This is a genomic window from Terriglobales bacterium (assembly GCA_035624455.1).
Lineage (GTDB): Bacteria > Acidobacteriota > Terriglobia > Terriglobales > Acidobacteriaceae > DASPRM01.
Genome location: DASPRM010000108.1, coordinates 1 through 22,544 on the forward strand (window position 1 = coordinate 1; position 22,544 = coordinate 22,544).

Below are 22,544 nucleotides of genomic sequence, written 5' to 3' on the forward strand. Positions count from 1 at the left end.
TGCGATTCGCCTGATGACCTCGGCCGAAGTCGTCATTGTGGGTGGCGGAATCGTCGGCTCGAGCATCGCTTACCACCTGACGGAAGCGGGATGCACCGACGTGCTCGTCGTCGAGCGGGAGACTCACCAGGGCAAGGGATCAACCGGCAAGAGCATGGGCGGCGTCAGGGCGCAGTTCTCTACGCCCGTTAACATCCAGATGTCGCTCTACTCGATCCCCTTCTACGCCAGCTTCGAGGAGCGGCTGGGCCACCCTGCTGGTTATCGTCCGCAGGGATATCTGTTCGTTGCCACCAGCGAGGCACACCTGCGTTACCTGCGCGCGAATTACGAGCGCCAGGTCGCGATGGGATTGAAGAACGTGCGTCTGCTCGCGCGCGCTGAGATCGTCTCCGCGTTTCCGAAGCTCAGATCCGACGACATCGTGGGCGGCAGCTTTTGCTCGACCGATGGCTTTGTCGACCCCTATAGCGCTATGGTGGGCTTCATGAAATGCGCCGAGGAGCGAGGTGCGCGGCTTTGGCGGGAGACGGAGGTCACCGGAATCCTGCAGGACGGAAACGGCCTCGCTGCCGTTGAGACCACCCGTGGCCGAGTAGCGACACGAAAGGTGGTGAATGCTGCCGGGCCGTGGGCGGCGCAGGTGGCGAAGTTCGTCGGCGTTGATCTGCCGGTCGAGCCGTTGCGGCGTATGCTGGTGCCGACCGAGCCATATGACGGGTTTCCGCATTCCGCCCCCATGATCATCGACATGTCGAATGGATTTCACTTCCGCCCGGAGTCGCTGGGCTTTCTGTTTGCGTGGAACGATCCGGAAGAGACGCCCGGCTACAAGATGAACTTCGAGTCGTCGTTTCTCGAGAAAATTCTGACGCGGGCGGCGAATCGCGTGCCCGATTTCGAGAATGTTCCAGTGAATCCCAAGCGCGCCTGGGCGGGATTGTACGAGATGACGCCCGACCATCATCCAATCCTGGGCCGGGTGCCGGAAGTGCCGGGGTTCTTCTTGGCCAACGGCTTCAGCGGACACGGCGTGATGCACGCTCCGGCGACGGGCAAGATCGTGTCCGATCTGGTGCTGCACGGGAAGACGGATTTGATCGATGCCCGGCTACTGGACTTCGAGCGCTTTGCGGAAAGGCGGATGATTGAGGAGACCGCGGTGCTTTAGTGATACACCTTGAATTCTGCATCCGTTTTACTTCTCCGCAGGAACGTAAATATCACCTCCCGTTCTCTCGGCTCGTCCAATTCCACCAGCACAATCCTCTGCCAGGTGCCGAGCACAAGTTCGCCGCGCTCGGCGGGAACCGAGACCGAGGTGCCGATCAAGGCAGAAAGAATGTGATCGGGGACGTGCGCCGGGTTGTGTGGATGGCGGTATTTCAGCCTGGGGATCATAGCTTCGAAGTCGAGCATGTCGAGATCGGTGCCGGGATCGAGGTCGGCGGTGGTCAGCGCCGCCGTGGTGTGCAGGACAGACAGGTGGCACACTCCCGAGCGATCCGCATAGGATTTGCGCAAGGCGAGTGCGACCTGGTCGGTGATGTCCAGCACTTCACGCTTTTTTCGGGTTTTGAAGGTCAGCCGGTGCATGGTGAGTTCATCATTTCTGCATTCCAGGAACTACGTGGGAACGGACGTCCCGTCCGTTCAAGTCGAGCGGAGCTCGACGGCACCCGGGTCCACCGCAGCCTGAAGGCCGTCCATGATCGCAATTCTTGCAACTGTCATCTTGAGCGAGGACGGGCTCAGCATGACCACGGCTCTTGGGTGGAGCAGGGCTTCCAGCCCTGCATTTACACAGCGCCTAAGAACCTCGGCTTTAGCCGCTGAGGATATCCTGCGCATTAACAAAATTACCTCAGCGGCTGAAGCCCGCGTCTTTGCTGCATCCTCTGATGCAGGCCTAAAGACCTGCTCTACCCTTACGAGTGATCGCGATAGATGTTTTAGGAGCCTCATGGCACCTGGCGTGCGTATGGGTCTTTGGCCTGCGGCGGGAAGGGCAGCGGCCGTCCCTGGAATAGCGCGGCGCAGTTCTCGAGCCGCTTGGTGCCGTCGTGCACGGCGAACTTCGCAGGACGATCGGGGGGCCCGCTCCACAGGCTCACGCCCGCGTATTCGCCGTCTTTCCGCAAAATGTAGTACTTCATGCTGATGTAGCGCAATTTTCGCGGGTTGCTAAGGTAATTGCGCACGATGCGTTTGAGCGCTTCGAGTCCGGCGTCTCGCGGCGACATCCCGCGACGCATGTTCTCGACGATGGTATGAGCACCTGCCACTTTGATGTTCTCTTCGCCGCTGCCCGTGGCTCCCGCCGAGCCCACGTCCTGATCGGTATAGCAGCCAGCGCCAATGATGGGGGAATCACCCACGCGCCCAGGAATCTTCCAGGCGAGTCCGCTGGTGGTTGTCATGCCTGAGATCTCGCCTTTTTCGTTCAGCGCCGAGACATGAATGGTTCCGGTCGGCGGGTAGAGAATTTTGCGAATGGCAGCGAGGCGAAATTCGGGATCAATCCCCAGGACCGCTGCGCGCTCGAGAAGCCGCTCGAACATTTTCGGTTGGAGTTCAGCTTGTGGCGGCGGCATGTCAGCAATATCCGGAGAAATCCTGTAGTTCGGATCGTCCAGGCCCGGTCCCCACCAGTCGTACTTGGGATTGCTTTCCTTCCAGAGCAGCCAGATTTTTCGGGAGCGCTCCGTAAGCAAGTTTTCCTTCGGAAAGCCCATGGCAATGGCGAAGCGTTCTGCGCCTTCTCCGACCAGCATCACGTGGCCGGAGTGCTCCATGACCGCTTTCGCCACTAACGACACGTTCTTGATATTGCGAACGCCGCCAACCGCACCCGCCCGGCGGCTTGGGCCGTGCATGCAGGAGGCATCGAGTTCGACGATGCCTTCTTCGTTGGGAAGCCCGCCGAGACCCACGCTGTCGTCATTGGGATCGTCTTCCTGGACTTTGCCCACGGCAATGGCCGCATCCAGTGTGTCGCCGCCCTTGCTAAGGATCTCGAATCCCTGACCAATTCCGTTAATGCCATTGGCGCTGGCGACCAGGATGGGGGCACGCTTCGGCTTTGACGATGAAACGGGTGCCTTCTGTGCGTCAAGAGATAGAGCGAACGAAGCCAGGCCAGCGGTAGTGAGAAAGTCTCTGCGGGAAAATCCCATGCGTCCTCCTGAAAGGAATCGGCCACGGACTGGACGGATCGTCACCGATCAGAAAAGGGGAAGAAGGATAGCATGGAGGACCTTCGCATTTAGTAATCTGAAAATGGTAATCGGGTAATTGCAAGCCAACTCTAAGAGAAAAACCCCGCCCAAGCTTTGCTTGAACGGGGCACCCTCAGGATCTTCGTTTACGCGATCACAGAAGCAGAATTCACCGCTAGCTGGCGATGCGCTCCGCCCCGCGTTCTGCGCGGAAGCGCAGGCGTGCAGCGATATTGCCGGCCTTCTGCAGGTCGGGGTCGTTAGGCACGTAAACGACCTCCACTCCATTGCGCAGGGCTAATCCAACCAGGGCATCGGAGATATCTTCGACCTCGCGCGTCTCGCACCCGCAGACCGTGCACTCCTTCACCAGGTGCATGTCGATGTGTCCACAGTTGGAGCAGTGCACACCGGGAGCAGCAAAACTGCTTTCGATCAACAGGGTTTGTACTTCAGCCTGCTCCATCGAGCGGAGCACCCTGCGCAGGCCTACTGCCCCGTGATTCCGGGAACGGGCTTCGTCGAGCACCTCCCGCACCAGGTTCCGGCGCTGCTTGTCGCGGAAAGCACTCAGCATGCCCCGGGCGCGTTCGCGCACCTGCTCGGCGGTAGCGGTGGCAATGTCGATATCGAAACGTCCCGCCAAACACCCTCTCAGGTAGGGGTGCAATTGACGCTCGATCTCAGGCCACACGTCCTCGCGGCAGCCGAAGATGAGGCGGTCGCAACTGCCCTTCTGCTGGAGTTCCAGCAGGCGGTCTGCGACCCGCTTGAAATGGCCAAGCGCCTCATTTTCTACCCGTCGTTCGGCGTGACCGGCATCGTAGCCGAGAAACCCATCACTGCGGCCACGGCGCGGAAGGAGAGCTACAAAGTCCTCGCGCTCCTGGATCTCGCCTTCCTGCATGTGGAACAGGCGAGCCTTGTTGCGCTCTACCAGCGCAACATAGGTGCTGCACAGGGCATCTTGCAGGGCCGACAAAGGCCGAAGATGAAAGCGCGTGTTCACATGCAGCGCGGTTCCCGGAAGCTGCGCCGGCAGATCGAATTCCTTCCACAGGCGCGTGGAAGCGCAGGCAAACACCGCCTTGGCTCTACCCTGATTTCCGTGCAAGCCTTCCGCCCAGGCCAACAACCGATCCAAGTCAGCTTTGAGCAGCTTGCAACCCTTGCCGTTTTTGTCCGCCTCGCGGACCGCGTCCTTGACGAGGTCCTTGATGCGCAACGCCTCCTCGCGGTGCGACTTGTCTGAAGGAGTGGTGGGTTGGTAGTAAAAGGTGACCGCGTTACACTGCGCAGATTGGAATTCAGCTAATTCGCGAATTTCATCTCGCGTAATCATTGCACCTCCATGCCGACGGCTTAAACAGGTCGAGGTTGCTGAAACGTTTTGTTCCTCAATTGGCCGGGATCGGACAAGTTCCGGCGTAGATGTTCTCTTGCAGAATTGATGGAATGACGCACGTCCTGGCTCGAGCGTCCGCTGATAGCAGATATTTCCTCAACATTGAACCCTTCAATCCCAAACAGTAGAAATGCTTCCCGGTCTTCCCGCCGAGTGCCACGCAATGCGCGTTCCACCAGGTTTAACATCTCATCGGAGGCCACCGTGTCTTCCGGGGAAGCGGCGGAACGATTGGGAATCAGATTTTCTTCGGTGATGGTTTCATCCGGTTGGTGGAACTCGACGTAAGCTTCGTCGCTGTGCCGCTCCAACTCTTCCTGCGGCCGGCGGGGATGCTCTTCCAGTGATACCGCGTCGACGCTATCACGCTGGCGACGCGGCAATTCGTTCATGGCGCGCACCGCCAGGCGATAAATCCAGGCTTCCAAGGCGAGCTTCTCGGGTTTTTCTCCGTCGCTAAGAGCATTCGCGATGGCTTCGTCGATCACTTCTTCGGAGCGAAGCTGGAAGGGAGTAAGCTCACCCAGGCTCTCCCGGTAGCGCAACTCGCGTTCGACAAAGCGCTGGAGTCGCGAGAGATTAGCATTCACATATCCACTGATGTCCTCGTCGGAGACCTTGGGGGCCTGCACTGCCGCGAGCGTACTTTCAAACGGAACCTGCTCCGGAGCACGGCCCTCCTTCTGACGGCGTGGCCACTGGCGATGATTGCGCAGCCGGGCTTTATGACGTGTAATCTGTTGAATCAGATCATCAAAGGCACTCTTGATGGCGGTAGTGACCGTGGGCGCACTGTTGCTGGTGGCGATGTCTCCGGAAGGCAGCCGCAGGTCCAAGCGTACAAGGATTCCAGCTCGGGCTGGTTGGTCTTCCAGAATGGCGTGGAGATGAACTAACTCAGGACGGAAAACCTGCAGCCTTTTCCGCACTTTTTGAATTTGTAAGTTGATTTCCCGTTCGACGTTGGAGTTCTTGGAAAGTTTATAGCTGATGTGGACATTCATTCGTGCCTCGAATGCAGGATAAGTTCCTGCTAGCCCACTTATCTAGCAAGGAAATTGTACACCTATACGATAAGAGGCAAGAGCCTGCGGAAGATGTTGCCTTTTCCAGTGTGATAAATCGGGAATTGCGGAGAAAATTAATCTTGACTTTAGGGAACCTCGGGAAGCAAAGAAGTGTCGGAATTCGTGACTTGACGACAGTTTACCAACGAAGGGTGAAAAGGCGTCCTGTCTGCTCTCGAAAAGGGGGGCCATGTCAGTAACTGGCATATTAGCAACGGTTTTGATGTTGAGCTCACTGACGTACGGATGCGGGGGTGGCAGCGGAGGAGAGAGCGGAGGGGGAGCAGGAAATCCGACTGCGGCACCCTCCAGTTCCACAAGGGCGGCCAGGAATGGTGCAGTGATCGTGAGCCTAGGCTCATCGACCGCGGGAGCTGCTATCTACTACGCGGTTGACGGAAGCACGCCGAGTGCTTCTTCCCAGCAGTACCAGGCTCCGTTTCTGGTGGCCTCCAACCTGACGGTCAAAGCTATTGCCATCGCAGGAGGAACGTCCAGTACTGTCACGAGCCAGTCATTTTCAGCGAACATTCCGTCGGGAACCCTGGTTTGGAGCGAGGAGTTCTCGAATTCCACCGGCACCATGGCGCAGCCCGACCCTGCGATCTGGACGTACGACACTGGCAACAGCGGTTTTGGCAACAAGGAACTGGAGACTTATTGTGCCTGGGGATCGTCGAGCTCGCCCTGCAGCACGAGCAATCCCAGCGTATACGTTGGAGCAGACGGCTACCTGCATATCGTGGCGCAGCAGCCGACGGCGGGCGTGTATACATCGGCGAGGCTCAAGACCCAGGGCCTGTTCAGCTTCCAGTATGGGCGAGTGGAAGTACGAGCCCTGGTGCCGGAGGCGCAGGGCTTTTGGCCGGCAGTCTGGCTGTTGGGCAATAACATCGCCACCGTGAATTGGCCCGCCTGTGGCGAACAAGACGTGCTGGAGCGGGTGAACGCCGCCGAGACGCCCGACTGGACCATCGGCTCCATTCATGGGACCGGCTTCACCGGAACTGCGCTGGGCACCAGGTACAATTTTCCGAGCGGACAGACGGCGGCTCAGTGGCATACCTATGGCATGATCTGGTCGCCGAAAAGCGTGGAGTATTACGTGGACGATCCCACCAAGCCGTACGCGAGCTTCACGCCGGCCAGCCTTGACGGCCGAAGCGGGGCGGTCTGGCCCTTCGATGCGGGCCAAAGCTTCATCATTCTGAATCTCGCCATTGGCGGAGACTGGCCTGGGTCGCCCAATGCAGCGACGCCATTTCCGTCAGAGATGCTGATTGACTACGTGCGGATCTATGCGAACTAGGCCAAGTCTCAGAGTGCAGCTCGGGCGCAAGCTTAAAGGAAACCGTGACAGGCGCTAAACGGCTACGGTAAACGTCGTGTCCGTGCGAGTCACCGGCCGATAGAGCGTGTCGCGCTCGATCGGCTCCCGTCCAGCTTCCCGGATCAGCCGCACCAATTCCTGGCGGCGCAGGCCCTGTGGAGTGGCAGCGCCAGCGTCGTGATAGATCTTTTCCTCGACCACCGTGCCGTCGATATCATCTGCCCCGAATCGCAAACAGATTTGCGCGATCTTGGGCGTCAGCATCTGCCAGTAGGCTTTGATATGAGGAAAGTTGTCCAGCACCAGGCGTGAAACTGCCATCTGCTTGATATCCGTAAAGCCGGTGGTCCAGGGAAGATGGCTCAGTGGCGTGTTGTCGGGATGAAACGCCAGCGGTATGAATGTCTGGAAACCTTGGGTGGCGTCCTGCAGCGAGCGCAGCTTGAGGAGATGGTCCACCCGGTCATCGTCGCCTTCGATGTGGCCGTAGAGCATCGTGGCATTCGATTTCAGTCCCAATTCATGCGCCGTACGAGCCGTCTCCAGCCACTGATTTCCATCAATTTTGTGATCGCAGATGATATGCCGCACGCGCTCTGCGAAGATCTCTGCGCCCCCGCCGGGAAGTGAGTCCACTCCTGCTTCTTTCAGTGCGACGAGGGTGTCGCGAATGCTGAGCTTGGCGCGCTTGGCCAGATAAGCAACTTCTACCATCGTGAACGCTTTCAGGTGAACCTGCGGAAAGCGCGACTTCAAGCCCGCGATCAGATCGAGGAAATACTGAAACGGCAGGTCAGGATGCAATCCGCCGACAATGTGGAACTCGGTTACGGCTTCCGAGTAGCCTGAAGCGGCAGCCTGCCAAGCCTCCTCCAGCGCCATGGTGTAGGCGCCCGGGGCGTCTTTCTTGCGGCCAAAAGCGCATAGACGGCAATAGGCCACACAGACATTGGTCGGATTGAGGTGGCGGTTGACGTTGAAGTAGGTTTGGTTGCCGTGATGGCGTTCCCGGACTGTATTCGCCAGCCAGCCTAGTGCCAGGATGTCCGTGGTGGCATAAAGCGCGAGTGCGTCCCGGCCATCGAGCCGCTCTCCGGCGAACACCTTGTCCGCGATGGGTCGAAGTTGCGGATCGTCCGTCTGGAACGAGTGTCTGGTTGCCATCCCGGGCATTTCAACCATGGCTCGATGATATCGCAGCCAGCCGGCAAATCATATCCAGCACAGCTTAACTCCGAAGGTCATGTTGACGAGAAGCCAAAGAACATAAAAAACACCCTAATGTGTAAGGTTTCTGGCGACGATAGAGTAATTGGTGGAAAGCAAATCGCATCGCGTGCTGATTGTGGACGACGACGAGCAGGTTTCTTGTTCGGTCGCCGAGTACCTGCGGCAATCAGGATATGAAGTGGATTGTGCCGCAGAATCCGAGTCCGCCGAAGCCCTGTTGAACAGTCAACGCTATTCTTTGGTTATCGCCGACCTGGCACTGCGCGATGAGACACTGGACGGCCTGCATCTGGTTGAGGCGGCTGCCCAACGCACCCCACGCCCCAAAATTGTGGCCTTGACCGGACACGTATCGCGGGGGACCGAAGAGGCAGCCCGCCGGCGGGGAGCGGACGAATTTCTGGCCAAGCCGCAGCCGATTCATCAGCTTCTCGGTGTAGTTAGCCGCCTGGTATCGGAAATCGATCCACTGGTCGAAGCCGGACCAGCTTCCAGGTGCACGAATAAGTCTCCTCTGTTGAAGAAATTAATGGCTCCGGGAGGAACCTTCCCCCACGTGCAGCCGATCTACCGTGTCAGCAGTAAAGGACAGAGGCTGGCAGGACTGGAACTGCTCACTCGGGGCCCCACCTCGAGTCCATTTGAGCGGCCCGATGTGCTGTTTGACTACGTTCGTCGCAAAGGTCTGGAAGCTGAATTCGACCAGCACTGCATTGAAAACGGACTGACCGCAATTTCCCCCGTTCCCGGCTTGCTTCCCATCTCGGTCAACGTGCACGCTTCCACACTGAGCGCCGGCCTGCATTTTGCGGAATGGCTGAAACAAACGCTGGAGCAACACGCCATAGCGCCCAGCCGAATGACTGTGGAAATCGTGGAGCATGCTCCCGCATGGAACCAAAGCACATTTCTCAATTCCCTGGACTCTCTGCGTGAGGCGGGCATAAGAATTGCTCTGGACGATATTGGACTGGGACACTCCAATTTCAAAATGCTTCTCGATGCTCAGCCCGACTGCTTCAAGGTTGATCGCTACTTCGTTCAGGGCTGCGCCATGGATCGCCTGCGTCGCGCAATGATCCGTTCAATCGCCAATCTGGCGTGGGAATTCGGCGGATATGTGGTAGCCGAAGGAATCGAAGAGCCGAACGACCGAGATGCCCTGCTGAGCATGCAGATTCAGCATATGCAAGGTTTTCTGTTATGTCCCGGCGCCCAGCCCCTCACGGAATGCGCTTCGCGGACAAACTGCTGCCCGGGGGTCGCGAGTTGCCCGCTTCCGCAGACGGGTTCGTGCTTGCGGGAACAATCATTAGGGCGAATCGTCTGATCATCCCTCACCTTCCTCCGCCCGTTGCAACCAGGAGAAAACGCGCTTAACCTAGTAGCAGATACTTCTCGTTCCGGCAGACTCGCTGGTATTTACATGCGTGGCGTTATCCGATTTATATTCCTTTCGAGCTTGTTTCTTCCGGTTGGCGCAGCACCCCAGGGATTCCAGATCCAGGACTCAGGCGCGCCTTTCAGCTCGAAAAATCCAGTAACGCAGACTCCGGGTGCGCCGTCGGAGGCCCAACCTCAGGCCTCGACCACAGCTTCGACTCCAGCCTCAGCAGCGAAACGCAAGCTCTCCGCGGACGTGAAAGTCAGCGCGGCGCAGCCGTGGATCGATACCGGAATCGATCTCGCCCCGGGCGACAAGGTCCAGATCAGTGCCGACGGCGCACTCGATTATCTCGGCCAAAAAGCCACTCCCGATGGGCTGACACGAGGCTGGAAAGACTTGTTGCGCGCGCTTCCTGTAAACAGCGCGGGGTTGGGGGCGTTAGTTGCGCGCCAGACAAATGATCCGGCCTCGGTGCCTTTCCTGATCGGCAGCAAACATGAATTCAGCGCCACTCAGCCGGGCCGTCTTTTTCTCGGCGTCAACCAGACGGCCAATGATGCAAGCCAGGGAGACTACAACGTCAAGATCAAGGTGGTTCCCGGTCAGGCCAGCAGCGAGCCGGTCAGCACCACGGTCAGTTTCGATCCCGCTTTGTTACATAAGCTGCCGCGCAGGGTAACTGATCAGCAGGGACATCCAGGCGACATGGTTAATTTTCTTCTGCTTGGCTCGGAAGCCAGGATGAAAGCGGCTTTTGAAGCAGGAGGCTGGGTTCCGGTGGATAAAACCCACGAGGACGCGGTATTGCATGCGGTTCTGGCAACGCTCAGCAAGAAGGCTTACACCGAGATGCCAATGAGCGAGTTGTACTTGTTCGGGCGTTCCCAGGATTTTGGGTTCGCTCGTGCCGATCCCATCGAAGTAGTTGCATCGCGGCATCATTTGCGAGTGTGGAAGGCGCCATTTGAGGTGGACGGGCAAACGCTCTGGGTGGGTGCGGCCACGCACGATGTGGGTTTCGAGAAAGACAATCGCACGGGTGGCCTCACGCACAAGATTGACGCCAACGTCGACCAGGAGCGCGATTTCGTGGCGGCTAGCTTGGCTGGTGGAGGCAGCGTCATGGCCAAGAATTACCTTGTACCCACCGATCCCTTGCGCGAGGCGAGTACCGCTACCGGCGGCAGCTTCCACTCCGATGGACGAATCCTGGTGATGCAGTTGGGGCGCTGACTCGTTTGCGTTAATATCGTTTCGTTGGCGCTGTTTCGCAACATCGCGGTGACGCTGGAGATGATCAAGTGGGAGCACTCTGTTTTCGCGCTTCCCTTTGCTCTCTGCGGTGCGTTGCTGGCGGCAGGAGGTTTGCCTGCGGGTCGCCAGTTGGTATGGATTATTGTCGCCATGGTTGCTGCGCGTTCGGCAGCCATGGCGTTTAATCGGCTTGCTGACGCTTCGCTTGATGCCGCGAATCCGCGTACGCGCAGCCGCGCGCTGCCTTCTGGGATTCTGTCGCGCCAGTTCGTAGCAGGATTTGTGCTGGTCTCCAGCAGCATCTTTGTCGTAGCCGCCGCCCAATTGAACCGCCTGGCCTTCTACCTTTCGCCCCTTGTGCTTCTGATTTTGCTGCTTTATTCCTACACGAAGCGATTCACGCGCTGGTCACACGTGGTGCTGGGATTCGTCCTGGGAATGGCTCCGGCCGGAGCCTGGATCGCGATCCGCGGTTCGCTCGATCCGCGCATCCTGATTCTTACCCTGGCCGTGACTTGCTGGGTGGCCGGGTTCGATGTGCTCTATGCCTGCCAGGATTGTGACTTCGACCGCGTGCATGGTCTTCATTCCATCCCTCGCTACATGGGTATACGTAATGCGCTGCTGGTAGCGCGTCTCCTGCACGCAATCATGCTGGCGCTCTTAATTGCCTTTGTCATTTCGTTCAAGCTGGGTGCAGTGGCGATTGCAGGAGTGATTGCGGTAGCGCTTCTGCTGGCCTACGAGCACTCGCTGGTTTCGCATCACGACCTTCGACGCCTCAACGCGGCATTCTTCACCATGAATGGAATCATCTCGATAGTGTTTCTGATCTTCGTTGCGGCGGATGTGTTGGGGCGGCGGTAAGGGATCCGGAACGAGCGGAAAAACTCGTCATTCCGTAAGCTTGTCATTTCCCAAAAATTTGTCATTCCGAGTGGAGAAGATCATTGGCATCGCGAACGATCTTCGAGTCGAGGGATCTGCTTTTTGGAATTGCAGTGAAGGAAGAACTCAGGATGCTAGTGGCCGGGAAGTTGGAAGGGAACTCCGCGTTCCTCGTTGATTCTGGCAGTTGCTTGCAGATCTAACTGAGATAACGGATAGCGTTTCGTCATCCCATCATCCATGATCCAGAAGTTGTAACCCACGATAGCGTAGTTGCGGGCTTCCAGTTGGCGGCCATCACGAAACACAAAAGAAACGGGCGGATAGGCAGGCGCGGGTGTGGTCTCGGCTTTCGCTTGCGGCCGGGGTGCTTGTGGGGGCCTGGCGTCGGATTGCTCCGCGGCGCGCGCCTGTGCTTCCCTCAAGTCCGCGATGTCGTCTCGCAGGCGCTGAATTTCGGCATAAAGCGCTGAATTGTCCTGAGTGCGAGGGTAGTCGTTGGCGGAATAGTCGGAATAGTCGTAGTCAAAATAGCCGTAGGGATAGTAGGGATAGTAATAGCCGTAGTATCCGTAGTAAGGCCAACGATTGCGGAAGAAGAATCGGTCGTGGACGAAGGGTCTGGCGAACGCTCTCGGGGTTGGATGGTGAACAATGGCTGTTCTACCTCCATGAAAGCCCATCCCGCCGGTGAATCCGCGAGGTCCCAACGAAGTTACAGACGGGCGCGAAGCGAAGTGTCCGCCTCCGGCAAAGCCGCGCCCACCCGCAACCATCCCATGCCCGCCTCCACCATGCATCTGGCCGAACAGAGGCAGAGCAAGCGCCGTTGTGAGAAACGCCGCCATGAAGAATGTGCGACGCATACGCAGATTATAGCCCCGTTTTTGTTCACCACGCCGGTCCCTGAGAAAAACCCTGGCGGCCGATGAGCGGAACGAACCTGCATCCCTCCAGTTGGCGAACTATTGCCTGCTGGTTTCTTTTTAGGACGAGCTGTAACTCCTGCATTTCCGGCGGTCCTACGGGCAGGATCAGCCGCCCCCCCTCGCCTAGCTGTTCGAACAGGGGATGTGGAATATCCGGGGCGGCGGCGCCGACGGTAATTGCGTCGTACGGAGCCCCTAGACCATAACCCTCGCTCCCATCGCCCTCGACGAGAACAATGTTTTGATAGCCCAGCCGATCCAGGATGATGCCGGCCCGCCGCAAAAGGCTTGCGTACCGTTCTACAGAATAAACTTCACTCACCAACTCGGCCAGCAGCGCGGTTTGATAACCGGAGCCGGTACCGATCTCCAGAACCTTGTCCTGAGGCTGCAAGGCCAGAGCTTCCAGCATGTACGCGACGATGTAGGGCTGGGAAATAGTTTGCGCTTCACCGATGGGAACGGGAGTGTCTGCGTAAGCTTCGCGCTCGAACTCGTGCGGAACAAACAAGTGCCGCGGGACGCAACGCATGGCGTCGAGCACGCGCTCATCCTGTATACCTCTCTGCCGCAGCTGAGTTTCCACCATTGCGGCTCTGGCTGTGGCATAGGGGTCGACTTGAACATCGCCAGACATCACAACACGGTAATACCGCGAGCCAGAAACTGTCTTTGAATTTTTTTCTGGCTAGCGCTTGCGTTTGCGCATCCGGATTTCAACGGAGAACACTCCATACTGGTCGCGCCCTCCCCGAAAGGATAGATTCGGGTTGACGTGGTACTCACCCTGGATGGACTGTTGCGACGACTGCGAAAGGTTGCTGGAGTAGGTTACGGTGACCTTGTCGGAAATCTGCTGCTCGATGGTCAGCTGCGTATAAGGATTGATTTCGGTGGGACTGTAACCCGGGGCGATTCGGATGTTGCTGACTCCGAACAACCGCTGAATTCGATTGCCTACGACAGTGTTGAAGGCTTGGCCGATGATGGCGTTGGAAACACTCTCGCTCAAAGCCGAGGCTCCCCCGCCGACAATTTGGGACTCTTCGCTGGTTCGCCCGAAGGCGAGCAGGCTGATGATATCCGCCGTCGGCAGTGGAGGGTCAGATCGATAGGTAGTGGTGAAGCGGTCCACCGGTCCATGCAAGCCAATCGTGATGTTGTATTGCAGCACCGTAGCAGTAGCTTCCATATCGATGCTGGGTTCGATCCGAATGGGATTGGCGAAAGTAAGGTCCGCTCGTTCCAACTGATACTTCTGTCCGTTAAAGGTGATTTGCCCCTCGGTGGCACTTACTCTGCCCAGAAGGATGGGATGTTCGGGAGTGCCGCGCAGCCGCAGATCCACGTCTCCCGCCACCTTCCCCAGCGCCGTCGTCACTAACAGATCGGAAGAGGAAGTCACATGGATTTCGAAGTGCACGCCACTGAGCGGCGAGTTGGAGACAGTTACTTCGGGCATAGCGCTGCTGCCCGACATCATGGCAGCGACGTCGAGCTGAGAGTTCAGGCCGAACTTAGTGAGCTGAACATTGCCGGACATAGTGGAACTCTCCAGGCTGCCGGAAAATTTCAGATCCAGATTCAGGGTGGAACTGACGCCCGGAGGGTAACGCACGCGAACCGAATTGCCTTGTGCCGTGAGGTTGAAGCTGGGATTGCGGGCGAAGGTGGTGAAACCGCCGATGCTGATCGTGCCTCCGCCGGTTTGCGCGGTCAGTTTCTGGATTTGCAGCCGGTCCTGGCTGAAAAATAGAGAGCCATCAATCGCACTGAGGCCCAGCGGCATGTCCTGCGACGACACTGCCGCATTCTGAATGTGCAGCTCGCCGGATAAGTTGGGTTTGGCGAGCAGCCCGCCGACCGTGACATTGACTACTGCCAATCCAGTGGAGCGCAAGCTGGGGTACAGAGTCTGCAACAACTTCAGATTGACGCGGCCCTCAGCACGAAGATTCATCTCGTGCTCGCCGGCCAGATTCATCCGCCCACTGGCTGATAGTTCGGTATCTTCGCCGGTCAGACGCAAGCGATCGATGCGCAGCCGACTGCGCGCAACACTGAACTGGATCGGACCATCGCTCTGGATTCGCACTCCCGACACGCTGGCAGAGAACTGGGGTATATCGGCGGTGATGGTGAGCGCCTGACGATCGGCCAGCGGTCCCTCAATGGAAAGTTTGCCAGCCACACTGGAGTGCCCCGTCAGCCTGCCTTGCAGGAAGGTCTGCAACAGCGGGTCAATGTCAAGGTGGGAAAAATGCAGTTCCGCATTGACAGGGTGCGGAGCGTGAATGCCGATGGTGCCGGTGCCGTCCAACTCTGTGCCCTGGAGATTGGAGGACAGGCTCAAATTCAGCGCATCGTTCTCGGTCTTGAACGCAAGATCCATGTCGCCGGTGCGCTCACCGTTGAACACTAAGTTACGCAGGCTGGCTGTGCCATTAATAACGGGGTGCTCGACCGTGCCCGATCCGCTGGCAGTAAAGTTCAGCAATCCGGCGTCGGTGAAGCGTGAACTCTGCAAACGCCGCAGAGTGGCCAAACTGAAATTGCTTCCCTTGGCATTAAATTGAATGGCTTGGTTGATCAGGTTGTAGCTGCCGGTACCGCCCAATTGTGCCCCGTTGTGAGCCAGTGCGAGATTGGTGATTCGCAGCTCATGATTCGCCAGAGCCAGATCGGCGGAAAGCGAACGAATGGTCTCGCCAAAAACCGTGGCATCGCTGAGCTTGCTTCGCCCGCTCCCCTGCGGGTTCGAGCGCGTGCCGCTGAAGGCCACAGTCTGCGAAAGCTTCCCGGTGATCGGGTAGTCATAGCCGAGGACGCGTTGCAGATTTGCAAGATCAGCGTTGGTGACGATGATGTGACCGCCAATGTGACTGTTATCAGTCAGACGCCCATCGGTCAGGGCGGCACTGAGATCAAATTTGGCCTGGGCTGCCGAACGATTCAGTACCCCGTTGCGCACTATCACGCCCGTAGGTGAATACTGTAAGTCCGCAGATAGTGAGTCCAAATGGACGCGGCCGGCAGATCCCGCCGTTGTGCTGGCTCCCGTAGTGGGCAGCGCGCCAGCCAGCGCACCGCGGATCACCGCCACCGGAAAAGAGAAGTTGCTGAGCTTGATCTGTCCACTAACGCTGGGTGCACTCAGCCTGCCGCCGATTGAGCCCTGGAAGCTGCCCTCTCCCTTCAAGTCAGCCAAAGGACTTTGCCCAAGGCCGAGGAGCGCAAGGAATGGACGGAGCTGGCTCAAGTCCGTAGCGTTGAGGTTTACCCGCAGATTCTCGCTATAGCTTCCCAGCCGGCCGCTGGAAGCGACCACGAGGCCGGGGGTAGACACTTCGGCCTGATCGAAGTGTTGCTGTCCACTGGCGAAATTGTGGGTTCCGACAAGCTTAACGGTGATTGGAAGCTCCTGCGGACTTACTTGCGGTGGAGGCGTAATCTCCAGATGAAAACGGGCTAATGCGTAGGAGGGTGAGCCACGCCATTGAAGTTGAAGCGTACCCCAACCCGTACCGCGGAGTCGCAAATCAGACAGTGGCACGGTTCTTGTAGAAAGAGCTTGAGCGACACGATCCGCAGGCAGATCACGAATCTTTAGGTCTACCACTCCCGCTTGTTCGCCTGCTGCCTCCGGGAGTTTGCTTAGCCTTTCTTTGCGCCCACCGGCTGGCGTAGCTTTAGCGGTCCAGTTGTGAATGTCAACGCTGCCGGTGAATATGCCTCCCATTGCGCGCGCGACCAGGTTCGTGATTTTTATATCTTTCGCATCGATGTCGTACTTGGCCGCGGCATCGGTGTGGGTCAAACTGAAAGAAGGAGTGCTGTACTCAACGTCGCTTGCGGTCGAACGTCCGCTCACCAGGAACCCGCTGGCAGAAGTGGTAAACGTGCCGTTCAATTCAAGCGTGCCGCGGCGCAGTTCTCTTGTTCCTGTAGCCGATGCAACTTCACGCAAATCGAGTTTGCCTTTGTAGCGCACCTCCACTTTAGGATTGGCGAAGTCCTCAATCGTACCTTCAGCTTCAATCAGTGAAGTTGGCGTGCGCAGACGAGCTGACGTTACCTGTAGACGATTCCGGGAAAGAACGAATTGTGCCTCCACGCTGCCGGCTACGGGCGCGAGCTTGCCGTATTTTTCCCGCACTCTCGCTGCCTGGACTGAACCCTCATAGCGGTTCAGTGCCGTACTGAACTGCATGTCTGCGTGAACGTCCTCAGCCGAGAAGTCCAGGGCTATGCGCCGCTGATTCACAATCAGCTCTCCATTGCTCACCGTGACCCGGTCCAAGGAAATGTCAAACACAGGTGTGGATGCAGTCTGACTGGTGCCGGCGGCAGTGGCTTTGGGTTGGGGCTGGTTGGTGCTGCCATCCGGGAACACGATCAAGTGAAGAATGGGACGGTCAACATCCACGGATCGCAACGTGATCCGCCGCCGCAAAACCGAAAGCACCTTTAGGCGAATCCGGATTCGGTCGGTGTGGGCATAAGGGACCTCATTGGGGCCTTCTAATCCATGAATGGTTACATTGCTGGCGTCCACCTCAAGGCGCGAGAGATTCCAATTCAGAGCTCCAATCTCCACGCGCCCGCCGGTGAGAGCTTGTATCTGATCAATTACGCGCTGCTGCACCATTATCCGGAAGGCTGGACTGCGCAGATACGAGATCGCCAGCCAGGCGGCGCCCGCGACCAGCAGCAGGAGCAGCACGCCGGCAATCATAAGCCGCCGTAACCAGCTTCGTTTCTTGGTGGGTTCACTCATGGTTTTCCATGGTTCACCAAGGGCGAGTCCTCGATAGAGGGCGGCCCGATGTAAATGTCACTCTGCTCGCGGAGCGTCTTCAACCAGTAATCGACCGTCTTGGCCAGCTCTTCCTGAACCAGGATTTCCTGGATCTGTGAATAGACCTGGCCCAACGGGACATCCTTAGCCCCGGACCGGCGTAACTCGGGGAGAAATTTCTCGCGGTAATATGCAGTCACCATTGAGCGATCGACGCGTACGGTGGGACGAAGCCGAGCATCCAGAAAATGAAGAATCTCCAGTTGCGCTCTCACCTGTTCGGTTACATCTTCCGCGGTGAGCCCGGCGCGCTGCAAAGCCTGCTGCCACCCAGTCTCGGTTTCCGCGCCGGGGACGTGTTTGCGAAGTTGTTGAAGCTGCTGCTGAATTTCCGCCTGCGGCGGAGAAACCGTGGGATAGTTGTGCATCTCTTGCCGAATGAGCTCTTGATCGATCATGCGATCCAGTTCCTTTTTGCGCTCCTCTTCGCTCAACTGATCCACCGATTTCCCTTGCTGGAGCGCCTCAAAGCTGAGTGCGTCTTCCAGTTGGCTGCGAAAGATTGCCTTGTTATTGACCACCGCAAGAATGCCGTCCACGACCTCGCCGGCGTAACTCAGACCGAGGCCGGCGAGGACTACTGCCACGAGTTGAAGAACAGGTCGCATTAGAACGTCTGACCAATGCTAAAGTAGAAATTCACCCGCCGCGTGGTTTGCGGGGTGAATACCTGTTGCCCAGCAGAGTTGGTGGTGAACTGGGGATAGACTGTTGGGTTCAAGTTATATCCTACGTCGACGCGCACCGGGCCAATCGGCGTCTGGTAGCGAAGGCCTCCTCCCACCGCCTGGGACATGTAACTGAAACTGCATTGTGCCGATAAGTTGGGGTCCCTGCACAGGTCCTGTCTGGGCTGATACCAGCGAAATACGCTACGTACCATCTCCTTACTGTCCTCAAAGACGTTACCGACGTCATGGAAGGCGACAAAGCTGAGACCTTCTCCTATCCAGGGAAGGGACATCGGCGGAAAACGGAGTTCCAGGTTGTTCAGCAACAGGGCATTCCCTCCAAGGGGGGATCCAGTCCCCAGATCTCGTGGTCCCGCCTGGTTGAGCGAAAAGCCACGATGGGTGTTGGCGCCTCCCGCAAAAAATCGCTCCGGCAGAGGCACAATGGTATCCGCCCAAGGTTCCGCTATCCCTACCTGCAGACTCCTGGCAAATACCCACTTCTTATGAAAAGGGTGATAGGTGGAATTGGTGATTAGAAAACGTCCGAAGTCGGCTTCGGAGCCGAACGCTGTCGCCGCCACTCCAACATCAAATGTGGTGTAGTTACCTTTGTGACTGTCAACGGGGCTATCGCGCTTGTCGCGAATGTAGGTGAAGGTAGGCATGCCGACGCGAACCGGCAGCGACAGGATGGGAATCAAGTCGGGGGAGACGACGACATTGGTAGCTTTCACGCGACGGTAGATGAACCGGTAGAGCAGGGTCGTAGATCGGTTAACCCTCTGCTCGAGTTGTGCGGAGCCTTCCAGCCGCTCGCTGGTGAAGGTGGTGACATCGATGGTGTTGTCGTAAAGCGCAGTAAACGTCAAACGAAGCTTCGGATCCCCCAACCAGCGGGGAGCGTCGTAGCTGATCAAAGCACGTTTTTGCAGACTTCCATAGCTGGACTTCAGGGAAATAGTGTGTGCCCGCCCGCGGAAATTGATACGCGTCACGTCGAACGACACGCGCGGGCTGACTCCCGATTTCCCCTGGGAAATGGTTGTGGGATTTGCTTCGCCGGAAGACACGCTAGAAGTGCCGGGCTGACCGCTGCTGGCTTCGATGCCGAATCCGTAGTTGAAAGTCCAGCGCTTCGCTTCCTGGAACTGCAGCAGAACGTCTTTGAACCGCGAGTCTCCATCGGGGTTCTGGACGGCTATCTGGACCTCATTGAAAACTCCCAAATTGTAAAGGCGCTCCTGTGACTTGAGCATTTCAATCTGGCTGAGCGGATCTCCATCCCGAATCTGCAATTGTTTCTCAACCACATTCTGGCGTGTGAACAGCAATTGCGACAGCAGTACTCGATCTACAAACACCTGCTGGCCCTCGCTGATCTTGTAAGTCACGTCCAGCAGGCTGGGTTGGTCGGGAAGCGGCGACGTTGTGGCCTGAAAATCTACATCCGGATATCCATGGTTAAAGTAGTAACTCAAAACCGATTCGCGATCGGCAGCAGCATTTGCGGAAGAATAGGGCTGGCCCTCGACCATGGTCAGCAGTGCCCGCAATTGATCCTCAGGCACCTGGTTATCACCCTCAATTCTCAGCAAGTGAACGCGTGACTGCGGTCCCTCGGTGAAATGGAACGCGATGGCAAGGTCGCTTGGTTTTCCGTTGTAGTTGCTGAGCACTTCAGTCTTGACTTTGACCTGATCAAACCCGTTGGCACGATAAAGGTTAGTCAAATTGTCCACATCATCGCTCAACAACGCCTGACTATAACGGCCGTGCTTCAGAGAGAATGACTTGGTTTGAATCTGCAGACGTTCGCGCAGGAGGGGGTCGTCGAAATATTTGTTGCCATCGAACTGAATGGCCGCCAGCGTGCGCTTGTCGCCGCGTTCAATGCTGTAAATAATGTTCAGCCGATTGTCGGCGGTTTGCTGCCGGTAAGCGACTTCCGCGTCAAAGTAACCTTCGGTTTGTAAGTAGTTACGAAGGTTGCGGCTGCCCTCATTGAGCAGGTCGGCGTCCACCGCGTGTTCTTCATAAATGGGCACATACTTCTTAAGCTTTCGTTTGCCGATACTGGCTCCGTCTGTCCGAACCGCCACCTCGCGGCCACGAAAAATTTTGAGAGTAAAATCAACGGTGTTGGTCTCCGGATGGTACTTGCGATCGATGAGGGAAACCTGAGCTTCCAGATAGTCACCTTTAGAGTATTTCTTCCGCAATTTTTGCAGCGCCTTAGAAATACGATCAGCCGTGACCGTGTGTCCGGTCTCTAAATTGGTACTCTTGGCAATCTGCTCCGCAGAGAATCCCGCGTCTCCTTCGATAGTGAGCGTGCCAATGTGCGCCGGAGGGCCGGGGTCTATAACGTAGTTCACGTCAATCAACTGGTTTTCCGGACGGACTGTGGTGCGGGCGGTGAGCTGCGCCTGATAGAAGCCGTTTTCGGCCATCAGTGCCTTCATACGACGGATGGAGGAATCGATTTTCGATTGCGTGAAGAGCTCGCCGAGCTGAATCTTTGCGCTGTCCAGAAGCTGGCCAGATGTGGGTCGCTTCGGCCCACCTTCGGTAGTTTTGTAGCCGACAAAATAGTTGGGACGGGTGACAAAAGCCAAAATGAGATCGCCACCAGCGAGCGGCTCGACTACCGCTTCCACATCGGAAAAACGACCGCTGGCATATAGCGCTTGCAGGCTCTCGCGGATTTTCCGCCGATCGAATGGCTCGTTATTTTTTTGGACCACCAGATCCCGCAGATAGTCCTGTACTCTCTCGTCGCCTAGAGCGCCCCGAATTTCAATCGCGGCAATTCTGCGATCAGCGTACTTGGCGTAGTTGGAAACCAATCCGGGACTGTTTGACCCTTTAGAAGCGGATGGCAGATTCGACTGTGGCTGAGCGCCAGTCTGGGCCGCAACTTGCCCCAACAGCGGGGGGGCCATTGCTAAGCAGAGCAGAGTCAGGCAAAGTGCCGTCCTTGGGCTGATCCTCGGATATATGTGCACGCGTCTTCTTTATGACTGACTTGGGTACTGTGTTCGATGTGCACCACTTGGCGCCACGTTGCACACCGAGGGTCGCCTTAACCGTCCGCGGATACGGCTTCAGATCTGCTGCGAAACCGGTAGTCCCAGCCCGACTTTTGATCTTCGCGCCGAAGCCGTCAAGAATTCGTTCCTGGAAACGAGTATCTATAATAAATGGCGTTTCAGTGAGGAATGAATGCCGATCCCTCTTGACGATCGTTATTCCCGCCAGGTTCTGTTCGTCCCGATCGGGCCTGAGGGACAATCCCGGCTTCGCCAGTCTTCGGTAGTAATCGTGGGCTGCGGCGCAACGGGATCGGCGCTGGCGGGATTGCTGGTGCGAGCGGGCATCGGCCGGCTGCGGATCATCGACAGGGATTATGTTGAGCCCAGCAACCTGCAACGACAGTCACTGTTCGACGAGCGTGATGCCGCCGAATCCTTGCCCAAGGCAGTTGCCGCATCCGCAAAGCTCAGCAGTTTCAACTCCGATGTGCAGGTCGAGCCATGCGTCGCCGACGTAACTCCCGGGAACGTGCGGGAATACCTTCGTGATGCTCAGATGATTCTTGATGGTACAGATAACTTTGAGACCAGGTATTTGATCAACGACTTCGCAGTTTCCAACCGCATTCCCTGGATTTACTCGGCCGCTGTTGGCAGCTACGGGGTGACCCTAACTGTCCAACCGGGAGAGACGGCATGTCTCACCTGCCTGTTTCCTGCCCCTCCCGAGGGGCTGGTTGAGACCTGCGATACGGCGGGCATTCTGAATTCGGCAGTGAACTTAGTCGCCTCTCTGGCCGCAAGCGAGGCGCTCAAGTACCTGGTTGGAGCAAAAGACAATCTTCGCCGCACCTTGCTTTCCTGGGATGTCTGGAACAATGAACATGCCGAAGTGTCTGCTGAACATCCCCGCCAGGACTGCCGCACCTGTGCCCAACACGATTACGTGTATCTTTTGGGAAAAAGTCGGCCGCATCTGACGCTCTGCGGGAGAAATTCTGTGCAAATCCACGAACACGGCCGGCCTATCGATTTTGCAGAAATGATGGGGCGCCTCCAGCCTCATGGCACAGTCCGTTACAACGAATTTGTGCTCAAGTTCTGGCGGGAACCCTACGAAATTACCCTGTTTCGAGATGGCCGTGCCATCGTAAAAGGCACTACCGATACGGCAGTAGCCCGCAGCCTTTACGCCAGATTTGTGGGTAGCTAGCGACCGCGGCTCGTTGCCGATGCGCATCTGGGAGCCGACCTGCAGATGGCTGGCTGATC

The 22,544-nt window shown here is 57.4% G+C and carries 16 protein-coding genes; 6 read left to right on the forward strand and 10 right to left on the reverse strand.

Annotated elements, in window-relative coordinates:
• Positions 1 to 1,171 (forward strand): FAD-dependent oxidoreductase (locus VEG30_12000; protein HXZ80647.1); only part of this gene is annotated, 1,171 nt, incomplete at its 5' end.
• Here VEG30_12000 and VEG30_12005 read toward each other — a convergent pair.
• The 4 genes from VEG30_12005 to VEG30_12020 all read right to left on the reverse strand — a co-directional run bounded on the left by VEG30_12005 (position 1,168) and on the right by VEG30_12020 (position 5,627).
• The gene (locus VEG30_12005) at positions 1,168 to 1,596 is read right to left on the reverse strand and encodes a secondary thiamine-phosphate synthase enzyme YjbQ (protein ID HXZ80648.1); all 429 of its coding nucleotides are present in this window, start codon (positions 1,594 to 1,596) and stop codon (positions 1,168 to 1,170) included. The genes VEG30_12000 and VEG30_12005 overlap by 4 nt on opposite strands.
• A 365-nt stretch (positions 1,597 to 1,961) precedes the next feature.
• Positions 1,962 to 3,176: a N(4)-(beta-N-acetylglucosaminyl)-L-asparaginase gene (locus tag VEG30_12010; GenBank protein ID HXZ80649.1), complete on the reverse strand. Its 1,215-nt coding sequence runs from the start codon at positions 3,174 to 3,176 to the stop codon at positions 1,962 to 1,964.
• 217 nt (positions 3,177 to 3,393) lie between these two features.
• Positions 3,394 to 4,560: a hypothetical protein gene (locus tag VEG30_12015; GenBank protein HXZ80650.1), complete on the reverse strand. Its 1,167-nt coding sequence runs from the start codon at positions 4,558 to 4,560 to the stop codon at positions 3,394 to 3,396.
• Between the two features lie 20 nt (positions 4,561 to 4,580).
• Positions 4,581 to 5,627 carry an HPF/RaiA family ribosome-associated protein gene (locus VEG30_12020; protein ID HXZ80651.1) on the reverse strand — a complete coding sequence of 349 codons (1,047 nt, stop codon included), beginning with the start codon at positions 5,625 to 5,627 and terminating at the stop codon, positions 4,581 to 4,583.
• A gap of 403 nt (positions 5,628 to 6,030) precedes the next feature.
• On the opposite strand from VEG30_12020, the gene VEG30_12025 reads away from it, so the two are divergent.
• Positions 6,031 to 6,999 (forward strand): family 16 glycosylhydrolase, encoded by a 969-nt coding sequence (locus VEG30_12025; protein ID HXZ80652.1) that lies wholly within the window; start codon positions 6,031 to 6,033, stop codon positions 6,997 to 6,999.
• 54 nt (positions 7,000 to 7,053) lie between these two features.
• Here VEG30_12025 and mqnE read toward each other — a convergent pair whose 3' ends face one another.
• On the reverse strand, positions 7,054 to 8,193 hold the full coding sequence (gene mqnE, locus VEG30_12030; protein HXZ80653.1) for an aminofutalosine synthase MqnE: 1,140 nt from the start codon (positions 8,191 to 8,193) through the stop codon (positions 7,054 to 7,056).
• 142 nt (positions 8,194 to 8,335) lie between these two features.
• Here mqnE and VEG30_12035 point away from each other — a divergent pair, with 142 nt between their 5' ends.
• The 3 genes from VEG30_12035 (at position 8,336) to VEG30_12045 (ending at position 11,758) form a co-directional block, all read left to right on the forward strand.
• Positions 8,336 to 9,580 carry an EAL domain-containing response regulator gene (locus tag VEG30_12035; protein HXZ80654.1) on the forward strand — a complete coding sequence of 415 codons (1,245 nt, stop codon included), beginning with the start codon at positions 8,336 to 8,338 and terminating at the stop codon, positions 9,578 to 9,580.
• Between the two features lie 96 nt (positions 9,581 to 9,676).
• On the forward strand, positions 9,677 to 10,870 hold the full coding sequence (locus VEG30_12040) for an LssY C-terminal domain-containing protein (protein ID HXZ80655.1): 1,194 nt from the start codon (positions 9,677 to 9,679) through the stop codon (positions 10,868 to 10,870).
• A 24-nt stretch (positions 10,871 to 10,894) separates the two neighbouring features.
• Complete coding sequence (locus VEG30_12045) at positions 10,895 to 11,758, forward strand: UbiA-like polyprenyltransferase (protein ID HXZ80656.1); 864 nt, start codon at positions 10,895 to 10,897, stop codon at positions 11,756 to 11,758.
• A gap of 155 nt (positions 11,759 to 11,913) precedes the next feature.
• Here the strand turns inward: VEG30_12045 and VEG30_12050 are convergent, their stop codons facing one another.
• The 5 genes from VEG30_12050 to VEG30_12070 all read right to left on the reverse strand — a co-directional run bounded on the left by VEG30_12050 (position 11,914) and on the right by VEG30_12070 (position 21,182).
• A complete protein-coding gene (locus VEG30_12050) occupies positions 11,914 to 12,645 on the reverse strand; it encodes a hypothetical protein (GenBank protein ID HXZ80657.1) in 732 nt (243 codons plus the stop codon).
• Between the two features lie 25 nt (positions 12,646 to 12,670).
• Entirely contained in the window at positions 12,671 to 13,297 is a 627-nt protein-coding gene (locus tag VEG30_12055) for a protein-L-isoaspartate(D-aspartate) O-methyltransferase (protein ID HXZ80658.1), read from the reverse strand.
• A 99-nt stretch (positions 13,298 to 13,396) separates the two neighbouring features.
• Positions 13,397 to 17,485 (reverse strand): translocation/assembly module TamB domain-containing protein, encoded by a 4,089-nt coding sequence (locus VEG30_12060; GenBank protein ID HXZ80659.1) that lies wholly within the window; start codon positions 17,483 to 17,485, stop codon positions 13,397 to 13,399.
• Entirely contained in the window at positions 17,482 to 18,174 is a 693-nt protein-coding gene (locus tag VEG30_12065) for a SurA N-terminal domain-containing protein (GenBank protein ID HXZ80660.1), read from the reverse strand. The genes VEG30_12060 and VEG30_12065 overlap by 4 nt, the downstream gene beginning before the upstream one ends.
• Complete coding sequence (locus VEG30_12070; protein ID HXZ80661.1) at positions 18,174 to 21,182, reverse strand: POTRA domain-containing protein; 3,009 nt, start codon at positions 21,180 to 21,182, stop codon at positions 18,174 to 18,176. Before VEG30_12070 ends, VEG30_12065 begins: the two co-directional genes overlap by 1 nt.
• Before the next feature lie 280 nt (positions 21,183 to 21,462).
• Between VEG30_12070 and VEG30_12075 the strand changes: the two genes are divergently transcribed.
• On the forward strand, positions 21,463 to 22,485 hold the full coding sequence (locus VEG30_12075; protein ID HXZ80662.1) for a ThiF family adenylyltransferase: 1,023 nt from the start codon (positions 21,463 to 21,465) through the stop codon (positions 22,483 to 22,485).
• Positions 22,486 to 22,544: the final 59 nt, after the last annotated feature.

Coding starts and splice junctions, on each gene's coding strand:
- VEG30_12005 (HXZ80648.1), bottom strand. CDS start 1,596: ATGCACCGGCTGACCTTCAAAACCCGAAAAAAGCGTGAAGTGCTGGAC.
- VEG30_12010 (HXZ80649.1), bottom strand. CDS start 3,176: ATGGGATTTTCCCGCAGAGACTTTCTCACTACCGCTGGCCTGGCTTCG.
- VEG30_12015 (HXZ80650.1), bottom strand. CDS start 4,560: ATGATTACGCGAGATGAAATTCGCGAATTAGCTGAATTCCAATCTGCG.
- VEG30_12020 (HXZ80651.1), bottom strand. CDS start 5,627: ATGAATGTCCACATCAGCTATAAACTTTCCAAGAACTCCAACGTCGAA.
- mqnE (HXZ80653.1), bottom strand. CDS start 8,193: ATGCCCGGGATGGCAACCAGACACTCGTTCCAGACGGACGATCCGCAA.
- VEG30_12040 (HXZ80655.1), top strand. CDS start 9,677: ATGCGTGGCGTTATCCGATTTATATTCCTTTCGAGCTTGTTTCTTCCG.
- VEG30_12050 (HXZ80657.1), bottom strand. CDS start 12,645: ATGCGTCGCACATTCTTCATGGCGGCGTTTCTCACAACGGCGCTTGCT.
- VEG30_12055 (HXZ80658.1), bottom strand. CDS start 13,297: ATGGTGGAAACTCAGCTGCGGCAGAGAGGTATACAGGATGAGCGCGTG.
- VEG30_12060 (HXZ80659.1), bottom strand. CDS start 17,485: ATGAGTGAACCCACCAAGAAACGAAGCTGGTTACGGCGGCTTATGATT.
- VEG30_12065 (HXZ80660.1), bottom strand. CDS start 18,174: ATGCGACCTGTTCTTCAACTCGTGGCAGTAGTCCTCGCCGGCCTCGGT.
- VEG30_12070 (HXZ80661.1), bottom strand. CDS start 21,182: ATGGCCCCCCCGCTGTTGGGGCAAGTTGCGGCCCAGACTGGCGCTCAG.
- VEG30_12075 (HXZ80662.1), top strand. CDS start 21,463: ATGCCGATCCCTCTTGACGATCGTTATTCCCGCCAGGTTCTGTTCGTC.